We start from the raw sequence: 19,461 nt of genomic DNA, 5'->3' as shown, positions 1-19,461 counted from the left end.
GATGCAGTAAAATTGTTCGGTGCTGAAGTGGTAGAACATGGGCTAGCCATGTTTTACATCAGGATTACGCCCAACACCGAAAGATACGACTATAGTTGGACTGATTTGTAGCGGTTCTGTTTGTTTACCTAACTTTGCTCACAAATGTGTGAGCAAAAGTGTTTTTTGTTTAGAAATTAAACTTTTCTGCCGTTTGCTTAAAAACTTTAAGATCCGTGATCATTTTGTCTGACATCAGCGCGGGTTGGGTTCTGTGTTGTTCACCTGTGCTAAATAACACTAAGCGATCGCTGTGCTTAGTACGCATTTTATGCATCATGAATTTGAGTAAATCAGTGCGGGTGAGCTTAGTGATTTCGTCTACGACGAGTTCTCTTTGGTTAAATTGATAATCTCTATTGCCGACACTGACCCAATAACGTTGACTGCGAGTTTTGAGGTTCGCGTCGTGCTCCATGATTTGATTAATCAGACCTACCTTTGTGCTTTCCCATTCTTCGTTGGTGATTTGCATCACTGCATAATTAAAGTCGGCAATAAACTCATCGATGGCCTCTAATAAATGCAGTGGTCCAGTTGTGGGTGACTGAATATAGAAAATAAGTCCAGGATGACGATTGAGCGGCAGGTAACCTGTGCCTACCATATAGCCCAACTGTTTTTCAGTACGCAGCTCATGGAAAAAGGTGGACGACATAGTGTGATTCAGTAAGCTAAATAGCGCCATTTTTTCGGGTGTTGCCACGGCAGATTGGTAATACACAATAATTGCGCTATCTTGATGATCTATTGCGAGTTCTCTCAGTAACGTGCCTTGGCCTGTTAAATTCACTAATTCTCTGGTGGACTCGGCGCTCGGCGTCGAAACTAAGGATAAAATGTGCTGTAAACGTTTGCCGAGAGCTTGTGCTTCAGAGACTAGCCAATCCCCGTAGACTAACCCTTCAAGATAGATCTTTTCGTAGAAGGCGCGTACATGGTTATGTAAATCTTCTAGGCTAATATCTTCCAACATTTGAGCCATGCGTGCTGGTTCATAACTGCTTTTTTGCAGCGTAACAGTCAGGCTAGTAAATAATTGTGAAATCGGTTTAGCCTGTGTTTGATTCTGCCAACTGCGCAGTAGCTGAGATTTTATGAGGGCAAAGCGCTCTTCGGTAAAATTGCGCTCTCTGGCTTTATGGATTAATAGTGCTAATAACGTTTCTTGATTGCCGGTAAAGCCCGATAAATGCAGTGTAATTCCGCCTTGATGCGGATAAATGTTATAGCTTAATCCAGCAACTTCGGCCTGATAGGTTGGCTCGGTGAGATAATCGAGTAGCATTTCAACATATAAGCGGGTGAGGGCGGCATGCCTTGGCGTTTTACTTGCCTGCTCTGAATCCAGCGATAAATACATGTGACCTTTTGGCACATTAAACTCATCATCTTTCTTATGCCAAATGCGGTATCCAGTTGATTCAGCAACTATCACTGGCACGTCAACATCGCTCTTATCCGGACGGGCAATCGAGTCGGCGACAATAAAAGGATTTGCAGCCGGTAGCTGTAATTCAGGGCGAATACTGTTCACTTGCCAACGAGCTATGGACTGTGGCGCAATTGGGCGGACTTTGTACGGCGTGTGATACCAGTTAGCTTTACGATCCGTTTTAACCGATTGGGCGATAAGCTGCAGGCGCATATTCTGTGGCACCATGAGCTCAAGTAGCTCAATGGTTTCAGGGATATCCAGCCCATCCATCCGATAATCGCCAAAGACCAAGTCTTCGACTTCATAGTGATGCATATTGATACTGAGATGGCTGGCTAAATCGAGTGATTTAACTTGCTCTTGATAACGAAACGCCATTTTGAGCAGGTTTGCACGCTCCAAATAACGCCATTCATCTAAGCCTTGGGTTTTGATAAGTTCAATATACTCAAAACAGCAGCTGATAATTTCATCGAGATTGCCTAGCCCTTTATCGGTTAACTGTAAACCGATACTGTAATCCTTGAAGTTATAACCATTTACACCGCCGCCCGCAGACAAGTTGTTCACTAATCCTTGTTCTTTCAGATACGACAACAGACTGCCATGACTCTCATTGCCTAAAATATGGCTGATATAAGTCAAAGGTTTACGTTTGTAGTAGTGATCAATTCCTGGGAAATTAAAACTGATGCTTAAGCGTTTTTGCTCCTTAAGCGGCACAATATCGATTTGCCTCAACAGTTCTTTTTCTGAAAATAGTGGTACTTGAGGATAGTTTTTCACTAAGTTCAAGTTTCGGATCCCACTAAAATAGTGGCAGGCTAAATCTTGTAATTCATCAAGGGAAAGCGGAGCGACTAAGCACAAGGTCATTAAGTTGGCGCTGTAATGGCTTTGATAGAAATCGAGTAATTCACTACGTACCTGTGCCTGTTCTCCGCCTAAGGTGACTAAGTTACCCACTGAAAATTTCGAAAATGGATGCAGTGGGTTGACTGTCTCTTTGAGTACTTGATAGGTTCGACGGATATCATCTTTTAGTTTTAAACTAAATTCAGATTCAATAGCTTGGCGTTCTCTATCGACTAAATCTAAATCAAATTTTGGGGCGATAAAAAATTGGCTGAATCTGTCTAAGGAGTCGGCAAACACGTCTTCATTGATGGTGAAAAAGAAGTTAGTGTGCTCTGTGCCCGTCCAAGCGTTATTGCTGCCGCCATGCTGGTTGATAAAGGCGTGATACTCGCCTGAGTCTGGGAATTTCTCAGTACCTAGAAAGAGCATATGCTCTAAAAAGTGCGCCATGCCGGGTCTATCTGCGGGATCATCAAAATGACCCACGCCTACAGCCATAGATGCGGCAGCTTGGCTGGCATCTTGATCTTCAACCAATAACACCCTGAGCGCATTATCTAATACAAGATAACGATACTGGCGGTGATCATTTGGACTTTTATATATGGACTGAGAGGCTTGCAAAGAGACACTCCGGTAACGATAGCTTGTTATATATTGATAGTCTTAATGGTTTTTAGCAAATATCTCTTGTGTTTATCGACTAAAGATTAAGTCTTGTGAGGTTTGTTGAAACGGATTTTAGGGCTACAATTGGGATAAAACAAAAACAAGTTTGAGTCGCGAGAGAAGTATGCAGCTATTTTTGATGAGACATGGTGACGCCGGATTTAATGCTCAGTCTGATAGAGACAGAACACTGACCGATGTTGGAAGGCACCATACTGTGTTGATGAGCAACTGGCTAGCTCGCAGTGTGGCTGATTTCGATCTTGTTTTAGTTAGTCCTTACTTACGAGCACAGCAAACGTGGCAGGAACTGAGTCAGCATTTTCCTGAGCCGCGTAAGTGGCTAGTCGCCGATGATCTCGTACCTTCTGGCGATCCCGCCAATGTAGCCGCCTTGGTTGTGGCTTATGCTGAATTATACAAAGCCGATAAAGTACTAGTGATTGCTCACATGCCGTTACTGGGCTACTTAGTCAGTGAGTTAGTGGCTGGCGTTGAGCCGCCATTATTCGCGACGTCAGGCATTACGCTCATTGATAAACATGCCGAGCAAGCCTCAATCGTGTGGCAGCACGCCCCGCATAGTATTAGCTAATCTAGGTTTATATCTCTTTTACAAAACAAACGGCCCACATTAAATGGGCCGTTTGTTTTCCACTAAATAGTAAATGTTAAAGCCTAAGCCGATAGCGAGCTAACGTCTATGCGGCTGCTCACCAATATCAATCAGCACTAATAACGCCGCATCGCCGCCCCATTCTTTAGGCGCCTGATGGAAAGCTTTCACCATAGGATGCTGCACTAACCACATGGGAACTTGTTGTTTCAATATGCCACTGCCATAACCATGCATAATGCAGCAGCACAGGCTTTGCTGTTTAACGCAGGCTTGGATCAGTGCCGCTAACTCAAGTTTGGCTTCCGATTGGCGATAGCCGTGCAAATCCAGCAGCAAATCTGGCTGGTAATCCCCACGTCTGAGGCGCTTGAGCTCTAAACTGTCAACACCTTCTTCTAACCAACGCATCGGCCCTTGTACAGGCAGTAGTGGTTGATAAGTATCTGAGAAATAACTGTTAGCATGCAGTTGCTGCTCTTTCAGTTCTATTTCTTGTTTGGTTTTTAAGGGCATGCGAAAGTGTCGCTTATTTTGCGTGATGGGTTTAATTCCATCAATAAGCGCTGAGAACATCGCCAAGCCTTCTTTGTCGTCGTCTTTATTCATGGCGGGTATTCTATTGAATCCTATGGTTTCTGAATAGAGTTCAGTTACAATGTTTGCGAACAAACTAGCGGGAGCACGTTTTGGATAAGATCTTTGTAGATGAAGCTGTGACAGAATTACGTACTATTGGCGATATGTTACGTTGGGCCGTGAGCCGTTTTAACGATGCCAATGTGTATTATGGTCATGGTACTGATAATGCGTGGGATGAAGCCATCGCCTTAGTTTTCCATGCCTTACACTTACCCGAAGAAATCGGTCAGCAAGTGATTTTAAGTAACTTGACCAGCAGTGAAAAGCATAAAATTGTCGAGTTGATCATTCGTCGGGTGAGAGAGCGCTTACCTGTGCCTTACTTGACCAACAAAGCGCGTTTTGCTGGGCTTGAATTTTACGTCGATGAGCGCGTGTTAGTGCCACGTTCACCGATTGCCGAAATGATCGCTAATCGTTTTAGCCCTTGGTTATATAACAAGCCAGTTACACGTATTTTAGATTTATGTACTGGCAGCGCTTGTATCGCGATTGCCTGTGCCTATGAATTTGAAGACGCCGAAGTCGATGCGCTGGATATCAGCGAAGATGCCTTAGATGTGGCGCAAATCAATATCGAAACCTTAGGTGTGATGGACAGAGTTTTCCCGATGCAATCGGATCTGTTTTCGGCCATCCCAGAAGGGCCTCAGTATGATTTGATTGTTTCAAACCCACCTTATGTGGATGCTGAAGACATTGGCGACATGCCTGATGAATATCACCATGAGCCAGCCATTGGTTTAGCCTCAGGTCGCGACGGCTTAGATTTAACCAAGCGTATACTCGCCAATGCCGCGCAATACCTCACGCCAACGGGTTTACTCGTAGTCGAAGTCGGTAATTCTATGGTGCATTTGATTGAGCAGTTCCCAGAAGTGCCATTCACTTGGATTAACTTTGAAAATGGTGGCGATGGCGTATTTGTATTGACCCGCGATCAACTGGTCGAAAATCAGTCAGTGTTCGGCATTTATCGCGACGCAGAATAACCTAAGATAGCAAATTAGGTTGAGACTTTTCCCGCTGCCAGTTAGGCTTGCAGCGGGAAAATAAATTGTCCAGTGGTCGCTGGACACGGAGCGATGAACAAATAACCTAAGGTGTACAAAGCGGATGTCTGGAAACAGTATTGGTCAAAATTTTGTAGTGACGACGTTTGGTGAGAGTCACGGTGTTGCACTGGGTTGCATTATTGATGGTTGCCCACCAGGGCTTGAATTAACCGAAGCCGATATGCAGCATGATCTTGACCGCCGTCGTCCTGGGACATCCCGATATACCACGGCACGCCGTGAGCCCGATGAAGTGCGGATTTTATCCGGCGTCTTCGAAGGTAAAACCACGGGCACCTCGATTGGACTCTTGATTGAAAATACCGATCAACGCAGTCAAGATTACTCTAATATCAAAGATTTATTTCGCCCTGGGCACGCCGATTATACCTACCAGCAAAAGTACGGTATGCGTGACTACCGCGGTGGTGGCCGCTCATCAGCCCGTGAAACCGCGATGCGAGTGGCGGCGGGTGCGGTGGCGAAAAAGTATTTAAAGCAAGTTCACGGTATCGAGATCTACGGCTATATGTCGCAGCTGGGTCCTATTTGTGCCGAGACCATTGATCTTGACCAAATTGAGCAAAATGCCTTTTTCTTCCCCGATGTTAGCAAGCTTGAAGCGCTCGATGAATACATGCGAGAGCTGAAAAAATCCGGTGACTCCATTGGCGCGAAAATCTCCGTTATCGCGACAGGTGTGCCTGTGGGTTTAGGGGAGCCAGTATTTGATAGACTCGATGCCGATATTGCCCACGCGCTGATGGGCATTAATGCCGTCAAAGGCGTTGAGATTGGTGATGGTTTTGGTGTCGTGACGCAAAAGGGCTCCGAAGGGCGTGACTTAATGTCGCCGCAAGGCTTTGAATCTAACCATGCGGGCGGTGTGCTCGGTGGGATTTCATCGGGTCAGCCGATTATTGCCCATATTGCGTTAAAACCCACCTCCAGCATCAGTGTGCCAGGTCAAAGTATGACGGCGCAGGGTGAAATGGCCGAAGTGGTCACTAAAGGTCGTCACGATCCCTGCGTTGGGATCCGCGCGGTACCGATTGCCGAAGCTATGCTTGCCATTGTGTTGATGGATCACTTGCTAAGACACAGAGCGCAAAATCAGGATGTGCGTAGTCATACGCCAGTGCTTGGTATGCGATAAGTCGCATGAAATAGCTGGTATGCGATAACGATACAATGAGTAGCATGAGATAAATGGAATGCGTTAATGTCAACTTCTTCTAGCACAAGCCGGCAATTGCGCTGGCTTTGTGCCTGCTATTTTTTCTTCTTTTCTATTCTCGGCACTATGGTCCCTTATCTTGGGGTCTTCTTCGAAAATCGCGGTTTTAATCCTCAAGAAATTGGCTTTTTACTCGCCATCCTGATGGCGACGCGCATTGTTGCGCCGAATGTGTGGGCTAAAGTGGCTGACCGTACTGGGATGCGCGCCGAGCTGATCAAAATGGGCGCGGGAGCTGCCGCGCTGGCGTATTTGAGTTTCTTCTACTATGGTGGTTTTGTGTATATGGCGCTGAGTTTGGCCCTCTATACTTTCTTTTGGAATGCGATCCTCGCCCAGCTTGAAGTGATCACCTTAGAAACCTTAGGCGAGAATGCCAGCCGCTACGGTCAAATTCGCAGTTGGGGCAGTGTCGGTTATATCTGTCTTGTTGTCGGTGCGGGCTTTGCCATTGGTCAGTGGGGCACTGAGGTGTTGCCTTATATCGGTTTGTCATTATTTATCGGCATGTTAGCCAGTGCGTTGCCATTACCAGCAAATCGTTTAGTGCGCGACACCAGCCAAGTGCGGCCGCCATTGCAATGGAATCGGGCGATTATTTGGTTCTTAGTCTCGGCCATGTTGCTGCAAATGAGCGCGGGACCTTTCTACGGCTTCTTCGTCTTATATTTAAAGCAAGCAGGTTACTCCGAATCCTCGGCGGGCATATTTGTCGCCCTTGGCGCTATGGCCGAGATCGTGATGTTTATGTTCGCGCCGCGTTTACTCGGCCGCTATGGCGTGAATACCTTATTGATTGTCAGCATCGGCATGACTTGTCTACGTTGGTTATTGGTTGCTTTTGGGGTAGATAGTGTGTTGTGGCTTGGTTTTAGCCAATTATTACATGCCTTTACCTTTGGCTTAACCCATGCGGCATCGATTCAATTTGTGCATAAACATTTCGATGCGAGTCACAGAAGCCAAGGTCAAGCCCTATACGCCAGTTTAAGTTTTGGGGTTGGCGGCGCGCTCGGTACTTGGATTTGCGGCTATATTTGGGGCGATGGTAGTGGGGCGGTTTGGTCTTGGGTATTTGCCGCAGTATGCGCCTTTGCCGCTATGCTGGCGGTATTCTTTATCCCTAAGGATAAACCGAGTGTTGCAGCCCATACGGCCTAGTCATATCCATTAAGATAAAAATATAAAAAATCAAAAGATTGCGTTAAGTGAGGTAAAGGGTGATTCGGTTTCGTTTAGGGTTAGTTGTCAATCCGTTGGCTGGCTTAGGTGGCAGTGTTGGTCTTAAGGGCAGCGATGGCGTTGCCGAAGAAGCGCTCGCCTTAGGCGCTGAACCCAAAGCCGCCTTGCGTATGATGCAGGCCCTCGAGGTTATCCGTGATTATAGTGATGACATTGAAGTCATTACCGCTTCAGGCATCATGGGTGAAGACGCCGCTAAAACACTGGGTTTTACCACGCGAGTGGTGTATCAAACTCCGGATAAAACCCAGGCGCTGGATACGCAGGCCGTTGTGCGTGCGCTGCTGGATGAACCGCTGGATTTACTGCTTTTTGCTGGTGGTGATGGCACGGCCCGCGATGTTTACTCTGTATTTGAACAAGCCACTATCGACGACAAACTCCCTGTGCTCGGCGTGCCTGCTGGGGTGAAAATTCATTCCGGCGTTTACGGTATTACGCCCCATGCGTCTGGCATGGTGGTCAAGATGTTACTCGATGGCGAACTTGTCAGTTTGATGTCCGCCGATGTGATGGATATTGACGAAGTGGCTTTTCGCCAAGGCACAGTGCGCGCTAAACGCTTTGGTGAGCTCTTAGTGCCCGCCGAGCCGCGCTATGTGCAAGCGGTGAAGATGGGCGGCAAGGAAGTCGATGAACTCGTGCTGGCCGATATCGCCGCCGATGTGATCAATCAAATGGAAGATGAACTGTACATCATGGGCTCTGGCAGTACGGTTGCCTTTGTTATGGAAGAGTTAGGACTCGATAATACCCTGCTCGGTGTTGATCTCATTCAAAATAAAAACCTAGTTGGCAATGACTTAACCGCGAATAAATTACTCGAACTGACCCAAGATAAGCCGACTAAGTTGGTGATTACCTTAATTGGTGGCCAAGGCCATATCTTAGGGCGCGGTAATCAACAGTTGTCACCCGAGCTCATTCGGCGCATCGGAAAAGACAATATTATTATCCTCGCCACAAAAACTAAGCTAAAAGCACTTGATGGACGACCACTAATTGTGGATAGTGGCGACCCTAAATTAGATAGCGAGCTTGGCGGCTATTACAAAGTGACGACGGGCTACCATGATTACGTCATGTATCAGGTGGCCAATCCAGATTTATTGGTCGCAGCAGATGTGTCGGCCAATCTAGTATTAATGGAGAGTTAGACCCATGTTAGAGCATTACGAAGACGCATTAGAACAGTGGATCGCCAGCGTTGTTAGCCATGGTGATGACGATGCTTTGTTTGCCTGTGGCTATTTACAGGGCCATGTGGCCGTAGTGTTGTCGCAATTGGAAGCGCAGGGTGAAACGGATCTTGATGCGTTAATGCTAAAAATGACCGACTGTCTAGCACTCGCGCGCCAAGAATTAAACGATGCCGATTATGCCTTGGTTGAACAGGCATGGGTACAGCTGCAGGCAAAGATTATAGGCGAATTGGATGTTGCCTAGCGTTATGCCTATGACTGACGATGAGCAAGTGACTCATACCGAAGTAACGAGTGTAGAAATGCCTAGTGCTGAATTAGCCAGTGAGCAAGCTATCGATGCCAGCGCGGTATTTATCGGCTTAGTGAATCCTAAAACACCCGTTAACGTCGGTGGCATTATGCGCGCATCGGGTTGTTATGGCGTCGATGGCGTATTTTACACTGGCAGGCGCTACGAGTTAGCCGCGCGTTCGGGTGCTGTGCAATACCATGTCGATACTAAAGATGCTGGCGAGCGCATTCCGCTAACGGGCGTCACTTCATTGTTAGCCGCGGTTCCGGCGGACACTCAGCTTATCTGTGTCGATTTGGTGGTGGGCGCGACGCCGCTGCCGGATTTTGTTCATCCCGCGAAAGCCTTTTATGTGTTTGGTCCTGAAGATGGCACCATTGGCCAAGAGATTATCGATAAAGCCGATGCCGTAGTGTATGTGCCTACGGTCGGGTGTATGAATCTTGCGGCTTCGGTCAATGTGTTGCTATACGACAGATTGGCTAAATCCCACCGTGAGGCTGCAAGCCTGACATCGAGCCTAGCATCTGGTCTACCTTCGAACTTAAGCGGCGATGCGCTCATCCGTCAGAGTCGTGATAACAACAATCGTACTCGGGTGAAAGGGCCCAGAGCGCCGCGAAAACCTCGACATGTTGAATCCAGTAGTGTCGGGTCTAGCAGCCTTGAACCTAGCAGCATTGATAACGCGATAGCCATCACAGCAGCTTAATTGGTTTAAAAATAATATTTTTAAAAAGGGATTAAGCCATGGCTTAATCCCTTTTTTATAGCGCTCAAAAACGTTATTTTTCTAGCGATTGATTGTCTAGAGCTCTTTGCCCTTGAGCAATTTTCGCAGCCACATGCGATTGGGGTTGAGTTTACACAGAGTCGCTTTATCGAGTGGTATTGGTTCGCCGCAAAGCTGCGCCGCGAGACATTCGGCGGCCAGTGGCCCAGAACTTAACCCCCGTGAGCCTAACCCACCAAGAATATACAGCCCTTGATGCACCGGCGCTGGCGTGGTTTGCCAGTAGTGGCGACTCTCTTTAGTGAGTTGATGTTGCTCATAATCCTCAAGGATTTTAGGCACATCGGGCGCGCAGCCCATCATAGGGAAATGATCCCGCGTGACCATACGCACGCCAACGCGAGCATTGTTGCCACTCATGTCGATATCATCAAGCCAGCCTTGGTCAGGATAACTTTCATGCATTTTGGCGAGATTTTCTTGCTGCTCCTGCGGGCAAAAATCTAAATGCTTAGGTTCTTTAACGTAACTCGCGCCAAGACAGTGGAGTCCTTGGTGACTCGGGGTTAAATAACCGTTGGCGCACAGCACAGTCGCGAGTTGACTCAATTGAAACTGAGCGGGCACATGGCTGACTTGGCCGCGAAAAGGGCTAATTTGTAATTTGTTGCTGGCATCAAATTGCGTGAGCGCTGCGCCATTGGCGAGCACAAGTTGTGCAAAGGGGCCAAAGCGATGCTTAGCGGTGATTAAATACCAACCTTCACTTTGATGCTCAATTTCAAGGATCTCAGTCTCCAAATGGAGTTTGACCTCGGTAAGCTGCTGCGCTTTTTGTATTGCGGCTTCGGCATATTCGTACGGACAAACCCAGCCAGCCAGCGGATAGAAAAAGCCTGATTTGTCAATATTAATGTTCGCAAGAGAATTGGCCAGTTTCGCATCGACTCGATAGGCTATTTCACTTGGCCAGTTCTGGCTTTGAATAATTTTATCGAGTCGTAATTGGCTGCGTTCATCGTGGGCAGTTTGCAATACCCCGCAAAAATCATGGGAAATCGGCGTTTGATGTGGGGCGGGGACAGATGTCAGCGCCTGTACTCTACGGCGGCTAAATAAAAATGCCTGCTGGAAGAAGCGGCTTAATTCATCATTTTCCGGTGTCAGCAGCGGATAAATCGCTCCTTGGCGGTTGCCCGAGGCGCCTTGGCCAAGCTTGGCATCTTTACAAAAGATCTGCGTGCTTTGGCCGCGTTCCGCCAAAGACAGTGCCAAATGCGCCGAGGCTAACCCGCCGCCTATGATGGCAATCGAGCTGGGCGCGTCCGAGGGTAAGATTGCAGCCATAGGATTAAAGGCATAGGCTTTAGCATCTTGCTGGCGTAAGACGTGGCGCTCGTGTAACAAAATGGCATCAGGCTGATGGTTTGTCTGTATTTCAGCGCAGGTAAAATCCCTCACCTCAAAGCCACAGGCTTGGAAATGGCTCACAGGTGTTTCGCTTAATACGCTTGATTCGTTTAATCCAATAGTTGCCACAGTGGCGCCATCGTCACTGAGTTTTGCCATCTGCCAATGGATCTGCTGATTTAACCCATTTTGTAGATGGGGCAATACCAGCCAGTGCTGAACGGGGTGAAGCGGAGAATGGATGAGCGAACTGAGCTGGGATTGAATATCACCAAAGTGCAGGTCGATTGTGGTACGACCGTCATCAAAAATTAATCTCTGGCAACCTATAATAGCCGTCGGCTCTGTATGAAGTAAGCGTTGGGCAAGTGGCTCAAGTTCAGGCACTTTGGTTAAACAGGCGGATTGATCCCAAAGTAATTTAAGTTCGTACGCATTAATCGGATTGGGTTCGAATACGTTAAGGAGTAATCGTTGCTTAGGGTTTGTCTGAGTGCGCCACCAAGATAAGAGTTCAAGCCCGTTACCTAAACCAATTTGCCCTAATACTAAGAGTTTTTGCTGTGAATGAGCCTCAAATATCCGCTGCTGATAAATGCTCAATTTGCTGAGATAGTGTGCATCAGTGTGAGCTGTTGCGGGATAAAGGTTGATTAATTGCGGGTAATCGCGCTTAATTTGGCAAGGTTTATTGGGCTCTGCAGTCAAAGAAATTTACTCTCGGTCTCATAATTGGCATTATTTTACTCGCCTTTATGGAAAGCTGACCACTTAATTGAGTCAAAACAGATACTATTGGCTCAGCGAAAAGTAGGTACTGACATGTACACAATGGATAGCAATAAAATGAAAAGAGTCGTGATCACCGGAATGGGTGTTGTTTCAAGTATCGGTAATAACAAGCAAGAAGTGACCGAGTCACTGAAAGCGGGCCGCAGTGGTATTACGCATTCAGCTCAGTTTGAAGAGATGCAGTTACGTAGCCACGTATGGGGTGACATCAAGTTAAACCCTGCTGAGCATATCGATCGTAAGGCATTGCGTTTTATGGGTGATGCGGCAGCTTATGCCTACATTGCTATGCAAGAAGCGGTTGCCGATGCCAATTTAACTGAAGAGCAGTATTCAGATCCGCGCGTAGGTTTGATTGTGGGTACAGGCGGCGCATCATCGTCTAACCAAGTACAATCTGCCGATACATTGCGTGAAAAAGGCGTTAAACGCGTAGGTCCGTATATTGTGCCTCGCATCATGTCGAGCACGGCCAGCGCTTGTTTAGCCACGCCATTTAAAATTAAAGGCATGAATTATTCTATCAGTTCAGCCTGTGCAACCAGCGCCCACTGTATTGGTCACGCCGTTGAACTTATCCAAATGGGTAAGCAAGACATGGTGTTTGCCGGTGGTGCTGAAGAAGTGGATTGGACACTGACCATGGGCTTCGACGCTATGGGCGCACTGTCAACCAAGTACAATGCCACACCCGAAAAAGCCTCTCGTACCTATGATGCAGACCGTGATGGTTTTGTGATTTCTGGCGGCGGCGGTATTTTAGTGGTTGAAGAGTTAGAGCATGCTCTGGCTCGCGGCGCAAAAATTTACGCTGAAGTGATTGGTTATGGCGCGTCTTCAGACGGTTATGACATGGTGGCGCCATCGGGTGAAGGCGCTGTGCGTTGTATGCAAATGGCGATGATGGATGTCGATACCCCAATCGATTACATCAATACTCACGGCACTTCAACGCCAGTGGGCGACGTGCGTGAATTAGAAGCGCTACGTGAAGTTTTCAAAGACAAGTGCCCACCGATTGCATCGACTAAGTCTATGACAGGTCATGCATTAGGCGCCGCAGGCGTACATGAAGCGATTTACAGCTTAATCATGATGGAAAACAGCTTTATTGCCCCAAGCATCAATATCGAAAATCTGGACGAAGCGGCGAAAGATATGCCTATCGTGCGTGAATATCGCGATGCTGAGCTGAATACTGTTATGAGTAACAGCTTTGGTTTTGGCGGTACAAACGCCACGCTAGTGATGCGTAAATTCAAATAAGTTTGTTTATCAAACGCGATAGAAGGGAAGCTTAGGCTTCCCTTTTTTATGGGCGTTTTTTGTAAACCTGTTGCATCGACAAGGATTTATCCCATTAGTCTTGTTAGAATACCGAGCATCTTGATGCCTTCCATTCCCACTTTTTTAGATCAGGTGCCCATGAAGATTTTAGTCGATGAAAATATGCCCTATGTTGAACCGCTATTTGGCGATCTCGGGGAAATTATTCCTGTTAATGGCCGCACGTTAACCGCAGCGCAAGTGCGCGATGCCGATGTGTTATTAGTGCGCTCAGTCACCAAAGTGAATGCCGAGTTACTCTCGGACAATCATCAACTGAAGTTTGTCGGCAGTGCCACTATAGGCACAGATCATGTGGATTTAGCCTACCTTGCCGAGCGTAATATCCCCTTCTCTAATGCGCCAGGTTGCAATGCGACTGCGGTTGGGGAATTTGCTTTTATCGCTATGCTGGAGCTAGCACAGCGGTTTGATTCGCCGCTTAAGGGCAAGGTCGTCGGCATAGTGGGCGCGGGTAATACCGGTACTGCAACAGCAAAATGTTTGCAAGCCTACGGTATTAGCGTGTTGCTTAATGATCCCATCAAAGAGAAACAGGGCGATCCGCGCAGTTTTGTGAGCTTAGAAACTATCATGGCGCAGGCCGATATCATCAGTTTGCATGTGCCCATCACGCGCACGGGCGAGCATAAAACCAAACATTTGTTCGATGAGGTGCGCTTAAAGGCGCTCAAACCCAATACATGGTTAGTGAATTGCTGCCGCGGTGATGTGATAGATAACAAAGCACTTGTCAGAGTTAAACGCCAGCGTGATGATCTCAAACTTGTACTTGATGTGTGGGAAGGCGAGCCAACACCGATGCCTGAACTGGTGCCACTGGCTGAATTTGCCACCCCGCATATTGCAGGTTACAGCTTAGAAGGTAAGGCGCGCGGCACTTTTATGCTCTATCAAAAGCTGTGTCAGTTACTTAATATTGCTGCCGATAAAAGTCTACTGGATCTCTTGCCAAGCTTTAACATTAAGGCGGTCGAACTTGCGACCGCGCCGAATGAAAAAGCGTTATTACAGCTCGCGCGTTTTGTCTATGATTTGCGCGATGATGACAAGATGTTCAGAAATACATTCTTAAATGAGAATGGCTTCGACACTATGAGAAAAAATCACCAACATAGACGCGAATTTAGTGCATTGGCGCTGGCTTATGACGGTCAATCTGAGGTAGATTGGTTGTCCAATTTAGGTTTTTCAGGAGTCGGTCAGTAGCTATGTCACAGGAATTTAATGTTGTCGTTTTAGGTGCATCGGGCGCAGTGGGTCAAACTATGATAGAGATCCTTGAAGAGCGTAATTTCCCGGTTGCCAATTTGTACCCTTTAGCCAGTAGCCGCAGCGCCGGTGAAACGGTCAGCTTTCATGGCAAACAAATTACCATTCTCGACGTAGAAACCTTCGATTGGACCCAAGCTCAAATTGGTTTCTTCTCTGCAGGTGGTGATGTTTCCGCCAAATGGGCGCCGATTGCCGCTGAAGCAGGCTGTGTTGTGATTGATAACACCTCACACTTTAGATACGACATCGATATTCCTTTGGTTGTACCTGAAGTGAATCCGCATGCTATCGCTGATTTCCGCAATCGCAATATCATTGCTAACCCAAATTGCTCAACCATTCAAATGCTGGTGGCACTTAAGCCTATTTATGATGCCTATGGTATCAGCCGCATTAATGTGGCAACGTACCAGTCAGTATCGGGCACAGGTAAAAAAGCCATTGAAGAATTAGCGCATCAGTGCACTAAATTATTGCAAGGTTTACCTGCTGACGCTGAAGTCTATCCAAAACAAATTGCTTTTAACGTATTGCCACAAATCGATAAATTTATGGATAACGGCTATACCAAAGAAGAAATGAAAATGGTCTGGGAAACCCAGAAGATTTTCGGTGACGATGAGATTTTAGTGAATGCGACTGCCGTACGTGTGCCTGTGTTTTATGGTCACTCGGAAGCCATTAATATCGAAACTCGTCAGCCTGTTGATGCCGAAGACGTTAAAGCTTTACTGCGTAATGCCGAAGGAGTGGTATTGTTTGAATCCGATGATGATTATCCAACAGCAGTGACAGATGCCGCAGGAACCGATCCGGTTTATGTGGGTCGCATTCGTAAGGATATTTCTCATTCTCACGGGATTAACTTGTGGGTCGTGTCAGACAATATTCGTAAAGGCGCAGCCTTGAACAGTGTGCAAATTGCCGAGATCTTAGTGAGAGATTATTACTAAGCATTAGATTGCATTTGATGCCCATTGAAAAGCCTGCTGTCAGCAGGCTTTTTTTGTTTTACAATTGTGAACAGTAGCAGGGCGGGGATTTCTGGTTTATAGTAATCTCAATAAATACAATTGCCTAAAGCCTGTTATCAGTGAGATAACTTTATAGCGCTTCAAAGGGAAGGATTGATGAAATTTCGCACTTCGTATCTTGTGGGTCTAATGGCCACTGTTTTAGCTGTTTCTTCTACCGCTTATTTTATTGATCCCGCCGTTGCTGCAGATACACCAAGATTAAAACCCTTAAAAATCATGGGGCCAGACGGACAGATTCGTCAAGTTAACCATCAATATGGTCCAACGACATCGAAAGACACTTTTTGGAGCATAGCGCAAAAAGTCCGTCCTGATGCCAGTGTTAGCGTCTATCAGGTGATGGCCGCCTTATACGATGCTAACCCTCATGCGTTTAACTCTGCCAGTTATAACAGTTTAGAACGCGGTATGATCCTGCTCATTCCGTCTAAAGAAGTCATGCTGTCGATCCCCAATCGTATGGCGATAGCCAGAGCAGAGCAAAGTGATAGACAATCTCGGGCTCCGGCGAAAGCAGCGTCTAAACCGCCAGCTAAGGTGACGACAGCAAAAGCGCCAGTCACGGCTCCTGCGGTGATTGTTGAAACGAAAGTGACACCACCTAAAGCGGTTGTTGAAACACCTGTTCCAGAAAAGCCCAAGATGCTGAGTTCAGATGTGACGGCGCGGTTAGAAGCGGCAGAAAGCAAAAATCTGTCATTAACCGATGAATTAGCCCGCACGCAAGATCAACTCTCAGTGCGCACTTCAGATGTTGAAGCGCTAAAAGTTAAAGTTGAAGAATTAAATCAACGGATTGCTGTGCTGGAAGAAACACTTCAAGCCAGCAAACTACAAAACCAAGCCTTGAAAGCCGAAGTTGAAGCTGCGCAAGTGCCAGAGACGATAGCTGTTGAAGCTGAAGTAGAGGCAGAGGCACCGATTGAGCCCGATGACTTGTGGCGCAATATCCTTAACAGTCCTGCGTTATTGATTGCCGCGGCTGTGATCCCTGCCTTGTTCTTACTGCTTGCTGTGTTCTGGTTCCTGCGCCGTAAACGCAATAAAGAACGTCGTGAAATGCAGACACAAGAAGCGGTTATGGCCGCCGGTGCCGCTGGGATTGCAGGTACCGCCATCATGGATATGGATGATGACGATTTAGACGATATGGCGGTACATTTAGATTCTGACCATGCGGACTCCATCGATAGTCTTCTTGATATGGGCAGTGTCGATTTACAACCTGAGCAAGATTTGACTGACTCCCACGATCAGATGGATATGGCTTCTGAAATGTTTGTCGATCCGGGGATCTCTGCCGAACCTGAGGTTGAAGACGAAGGGCAATCTCTTGATGATCTGTGGGCCGAAGCCATGGGCGATCAGGAAGAGGATATTGTTGAGGAGAAACCTAAATCTGGCAATATTCTTGAGGAAGCCGATCTTGATGCACTATTAGCGGGCCTAGGTTCTGACGACAGCACTTCTGAAGACAGCACCGAAGCCGAAGAGGATTTAAGTGAATTAGAGCGTAACTTTGCGAGCGATTTAGCTCAAGAAGATGACAGTAATGATGTTACTTCTAAGTTGAATGATGTTGAAGTCGCAGACACTAAACCTGCCGATGAAGCCATCGCGGATGACGATGATCTTGATGCATTACTTGCCGAGTTTAGTGTTCCTGCAAAAGATACTGAGACTGCACAAGCGCCTGCCCCAGACGTTGTTGCATCTGATGATGAAGATCTCAGTGCTGCCATCGCGGCAGAACTCGGTGATGAGCTAGATGATGAACTTAGCGGAGAAGACGTTGATGATATCGATGCCTTATTGGCTGATTTCGATAAACCAACGCCAGCCGCTGAACCTGAAGTCGAGCCTGATCTTGGCGCTGAAATTGCTGCTGAACTAGATGCGGAGCTTAATGAACTGGGCGTAGAAGACACCGATGACATCGATGCCCTGTTAGCCGATTTCGATAAACCTGCAGAACCTGAAGTTGAACCTGATCTCGGTGCTGAAATTGCCGCAGAGCTAGACACTGAGCTTAATGAACTGGGCGTAGAAGATACCGACGACATTGACGCCCTGTTAGCCGATTTCGATAAACCTGCAGAACCTGAAGTTGAACCCGACCTCGGCGCTGAAATTGCCGCCGAGCTAGACGCTGAGCTTGATGAGCTGGGTGTGGAAGATACCGACGATATTGATGCTCTGTTAGCGGATTTTGATAAACCGACGCCAGCGGTTGAACCTGAAGTCGAGCCCGATATTCGTGCTGAAATTGCCGCTGAGTTAGACGATGAGCTTAATGAATTAGGCGTAGAAGAATCCGATGATATTGATTCACTACTGGCGAGTTTTGATGCTGAGCCTGAACTCAAAGTCGATGCAGAAGATGATGATATCAGTGCAGAAATCGCCGCAGAATTAGAAGCTTCGTTACCGGAAGACATAAAAGGTGAAGCGTCAGGTGATGATGATTTAGATGCACTCTTAGCTGAGTTTGATGTGCCGGAGCAATTGGATGCCGATGAAGATGAATTCGACTTTGATATGGAAACGGCGCAACTCGATTCAGACGACAATTCAGTTGACGAAGATAATTTACTTAAAGGCATAGGTGCGGCTCACTCTATCGACGGCACCGATGATACTTTTACATTAGTCGAGGAACTGAGTGACGATAACGACGCTGATGTATTAGCGACGGCCGCAGTCACTTTGGCCGCTGCTGCAGCCGCGGCCAGTGTTAAAGAAAAAGAATCTTCTTTCTTTAATGATTTAAAAGCCAATAAGAGCAAAGATCCCCATGTGCTCGATTGGGACTCAGAGCTAGATTTTGCACCTAAGGCTAAGCCTGCTGCAACGCAAGCAGATGTAACGGCTAATGATGTTGAGCCTAATAAAGATGCCACAGCGCTCGATTATGCTTCTCAAGAGAAGCCCATTAAGGCTACGCGTAACGATATTGATTTTAGTGAAGATTTTAAACTTGATATCAAAGAAGACACGGATGATTTGGACCTTGAGCAAGGGCTCGACTTAAGTGACGATAATGTGCTCGCCGCTTTTACAGCCAATACAGATTATGACGATGAAGATGTGTTGACGTCGGAAGACAGTTTCTCTCTGGTCGATGATCATAATCTTACCGTCGATGAAGCCTTGGCTGCACTCGATGCCCAGGAGTCGCGAAAAGCGCAGAAAAAGTTTGTTCCTGACCATGATTTAACCAGTTTTCAAAATGAAAACGGTTTTATCGACATCGACAAGTTGCTGAATGATGCCGATGAAGAGGGGGCTGATACCGATTTGTATTCGGAAGTTGACGTTGAGATGAGTGATGTCGGTGCTTTAATCGGTGATGCCGCGATGATCGATGTTGATGATGAAGAAAACTCAGTCAACGCTAAGCTGGATTTAGCGCGTGCTTATATCGAAATTGACGACAGCGACAGTGCGAAAGCCCTGCTCAAAGAAGTGCAAATTGACGGTAACGAGCGCCAGCAGGATGAAGCTGGACGTTTGCTCAAAGAGATTAGTTAATCCCGGTTGAGAGTGTTTCAATCTAACGGCGCCTTCAGCGCCG

General features: G+C 47.0%; 14 protein-coding genes. 11 read left to right on the top strand and 3 right to left on the bottom strand.

The features are described 5' to 3' along the window. Positions 1 to 169 precede the first annotated feature (169 nt). A complete protein-coding gene (locus tag L5L94_RS12525) occupies positions 170 to 2,959 on the bottom strand; it encodes an insulinase family protein (RefSeq protein ID WP_263163415.1) in 2,790 nt (929 codons plus the stop codon). Positions 2,960 to 3,128: 169 nt separating this feature from the next. Here L5L94_RS12525 and sixA point away from each other — a divergent pair, with 169 nt between their 5' ends. Continuing rightward, positions 3,129 to 3,599 (top strand): phosphohistidine phosphatase SixA, encoded by a 471-nt coding sequence (gene sixA, locus L5L94_RS12520; RefSeq protein WP_028761045.1) that lies wholly within the window; start codon positions 3,129 to 3,131, stop codon positions 3,597 to 3,599. A gap of 99 nt (positions 3,600 to 3,698) precedes the next feature. On the opposite strand, the gene smrB is transcribed toward sixA, so the two are convergent. Then, positions 3,699 to 4,229 carry an endonuclease SmrB gene (gene smrB, locus L5L94_RS12515; RefSeq protein WP_105252090.1) on the bottom strand — a complete coding sequence of 177 codons (531 nt, stop codon included), beginning with the start codon at positions 4,227 to 4,229 and terminating at the stop codon, positions 3,699 to 3,701. An 80-nt stretch (positions 4,230 to 4,309) separates the two neighbouring features. Between smrB and prmB the strand changes: the two genes are divergently transcribed. The 6 genes from prmB (at position 4,310) to L5L94_RS12485 (ending at position 10,005) form a co-directional block, all read left to right on the top strand. Next, positions 4,310 to 5,254: a 50S ribosomal protein L3 N(5)-glutamine methyltransferase gene (gene prmB / locus L5L94_RS12510; protein WP_263163412.1), complete on the top strand. Its 945-nt coding sequence runs from the start codon at positions 4,310 to 4,312 to the stop codon at positions 5,252 to 5,254. Positions 5,255 to 5,378: 124 nt separating this feature from the next. Further along, a complete protein-coding gene (gene aroC / locus L5L94_RS12505) occupies positions 5,379 to 6,473 on the top strand; it encodes a chorismate synthase (RefSeq protein WP_263163411.1) in 1,095 nt (364 codons plus the stop codon). Between the two features lie 66 nt (positions 6,474 to 6,539). Next, on the top strand, positions 6,540 to 7,715 hold the full coding sequence (locus tag L5L94_RS12500) for an MFS transporter (protein WP_263163409.1): 1,176 nt from the start codon (positions 6,540 to 6,542) through the stop codon (positions 7,713 to 7,715). A 59-nt stretch (positions 7,716 to 7,774) separates the two neighbouring features. Beyond that, positions 7,775 to 8,953, top strand: a complete 1,179-nt coding sequence (locus L5L94_RS12495) for an ATP-NAD kinase family protein (RefSeq protein WP_263163407.1) — start codon at positions 7,775 to 7,777, stop codon at positions 8,951 to 8,953. Between the two features lie 4 nt (positions 8,954 to 8,957). Then, a complete protein-coding gene (locus tag L5L94_RS12490; protein WP_263163406.1) occupies positions 8,958 to 9,242 on the top strand; it encodes a YfcL family protein in 285 nt (94 codons plus the stop codon). Further along, positions 9,232 to 10,005: an RNA methyltransferase gene (locus L5L94_RS12485; RefSeq protein WP_263163404.1), complete on the top strand. Its 774-nt coding sequence runs from the start codon at positions 9,232 to 9,234 to the stop codon at positions 10,003 to 10,005. Before L5L94_RS12490 ends, L5L94_RS12485 begins: the two co-directional genes overlap by 11 nt. 96 nt (positions 10,006 to 10,101) lie before the next feature. Here L5L94_RS12485 and mnmC read toward each other — a convergent pair whose 3' ends face one another. Continuing rightward, complete coding sequence (gene mnmC, locus L5L94_RS12480; protein ID WP_263163402.1) at positions 10,102 to 12,144, bottom strand: FAD-dependent 5-carboxymethylaminomethyl-2-thiouridine(34) oxidoreductase MnmC; 2,043 nt, start codon at positions 12,142 to 12,144, stop codon at positions 10,102 to 10,104. A gap of 138 nt (positions 12,145 to 12,282) precedes the next feature. On the opposite strand from mnmC, the gene fabB reads away from it, so the two are divergent. From fabB to L5L94_RS12460, 4 genes are all read left to right on the top strand, one after another. Beyond that, on the top strand, positions 12,283 to 13,494 hold the full coding sequence (fabB, locus tag L5L94_RS12475; protein WP_041408164.1) for a beta-ketoacyl-ACP synthase I: 1,212 nt from the start codon (positions 12,283 to 12,285) through the stop codon (positions 13,492 to 13,494). 159 nt (positions 13,495 to 13,653) lie between these two features. Then, positions 13,654 to 14,784 (top strand): 4-phosphoerythronate dehydrogenase, encoded by a 1,131-nt coding sequence (locus L5L94_RS12470; protein WP_263163400.1) that lies wholly within the window; start codon positions 13,654 to 13,656, stop codon positions 14,782 to 14,784. A gap of 2 nt (positions 14,785 to 14,786) precedes the next feature. Further along, complete coding sequence (locus L5L94_RS12465) at positions 14,787 to 15,803, top strand: aspartate-semialdehyde dehydrogenase (protein ID WP_131523510.1); 1,017 nt, start codon at positions 14,787 to 14,789, stop codon at positions 15,801 to 15,803. Between the two features lie 177 nt (positions 15,804 to 15,980). After that, positions 15,981 to 19,418, top strand: coding sequence for a FimV/HubP family polar landmark protein (locus tag L5L94_RS12460; RefSeq protein WP_263163398.1), 3,438 nt, complete (start codon positions 15,981 to 15,983; stop codon positions 19,416 to 19,418). Positions 19,419 to 19,461 lie beyond the last annotated feature (43 nt).

It is taken from the genome of Shewanella sp. SM21 (genome assembly GCF_025654335.1).
Classification (GTDB): domain Bacteria; phylum Pseudomonadota; class Gammaproteobacteria; order Enterobacterales; family Shewanellaceae; genus Shewanella; species Shewanella oncorhynchi.
The sequence above is the reverse complement of the archived record's forward strand: the minus strand, read 5'-3'. Positions and strand labels throughout refer to the sequence as shown.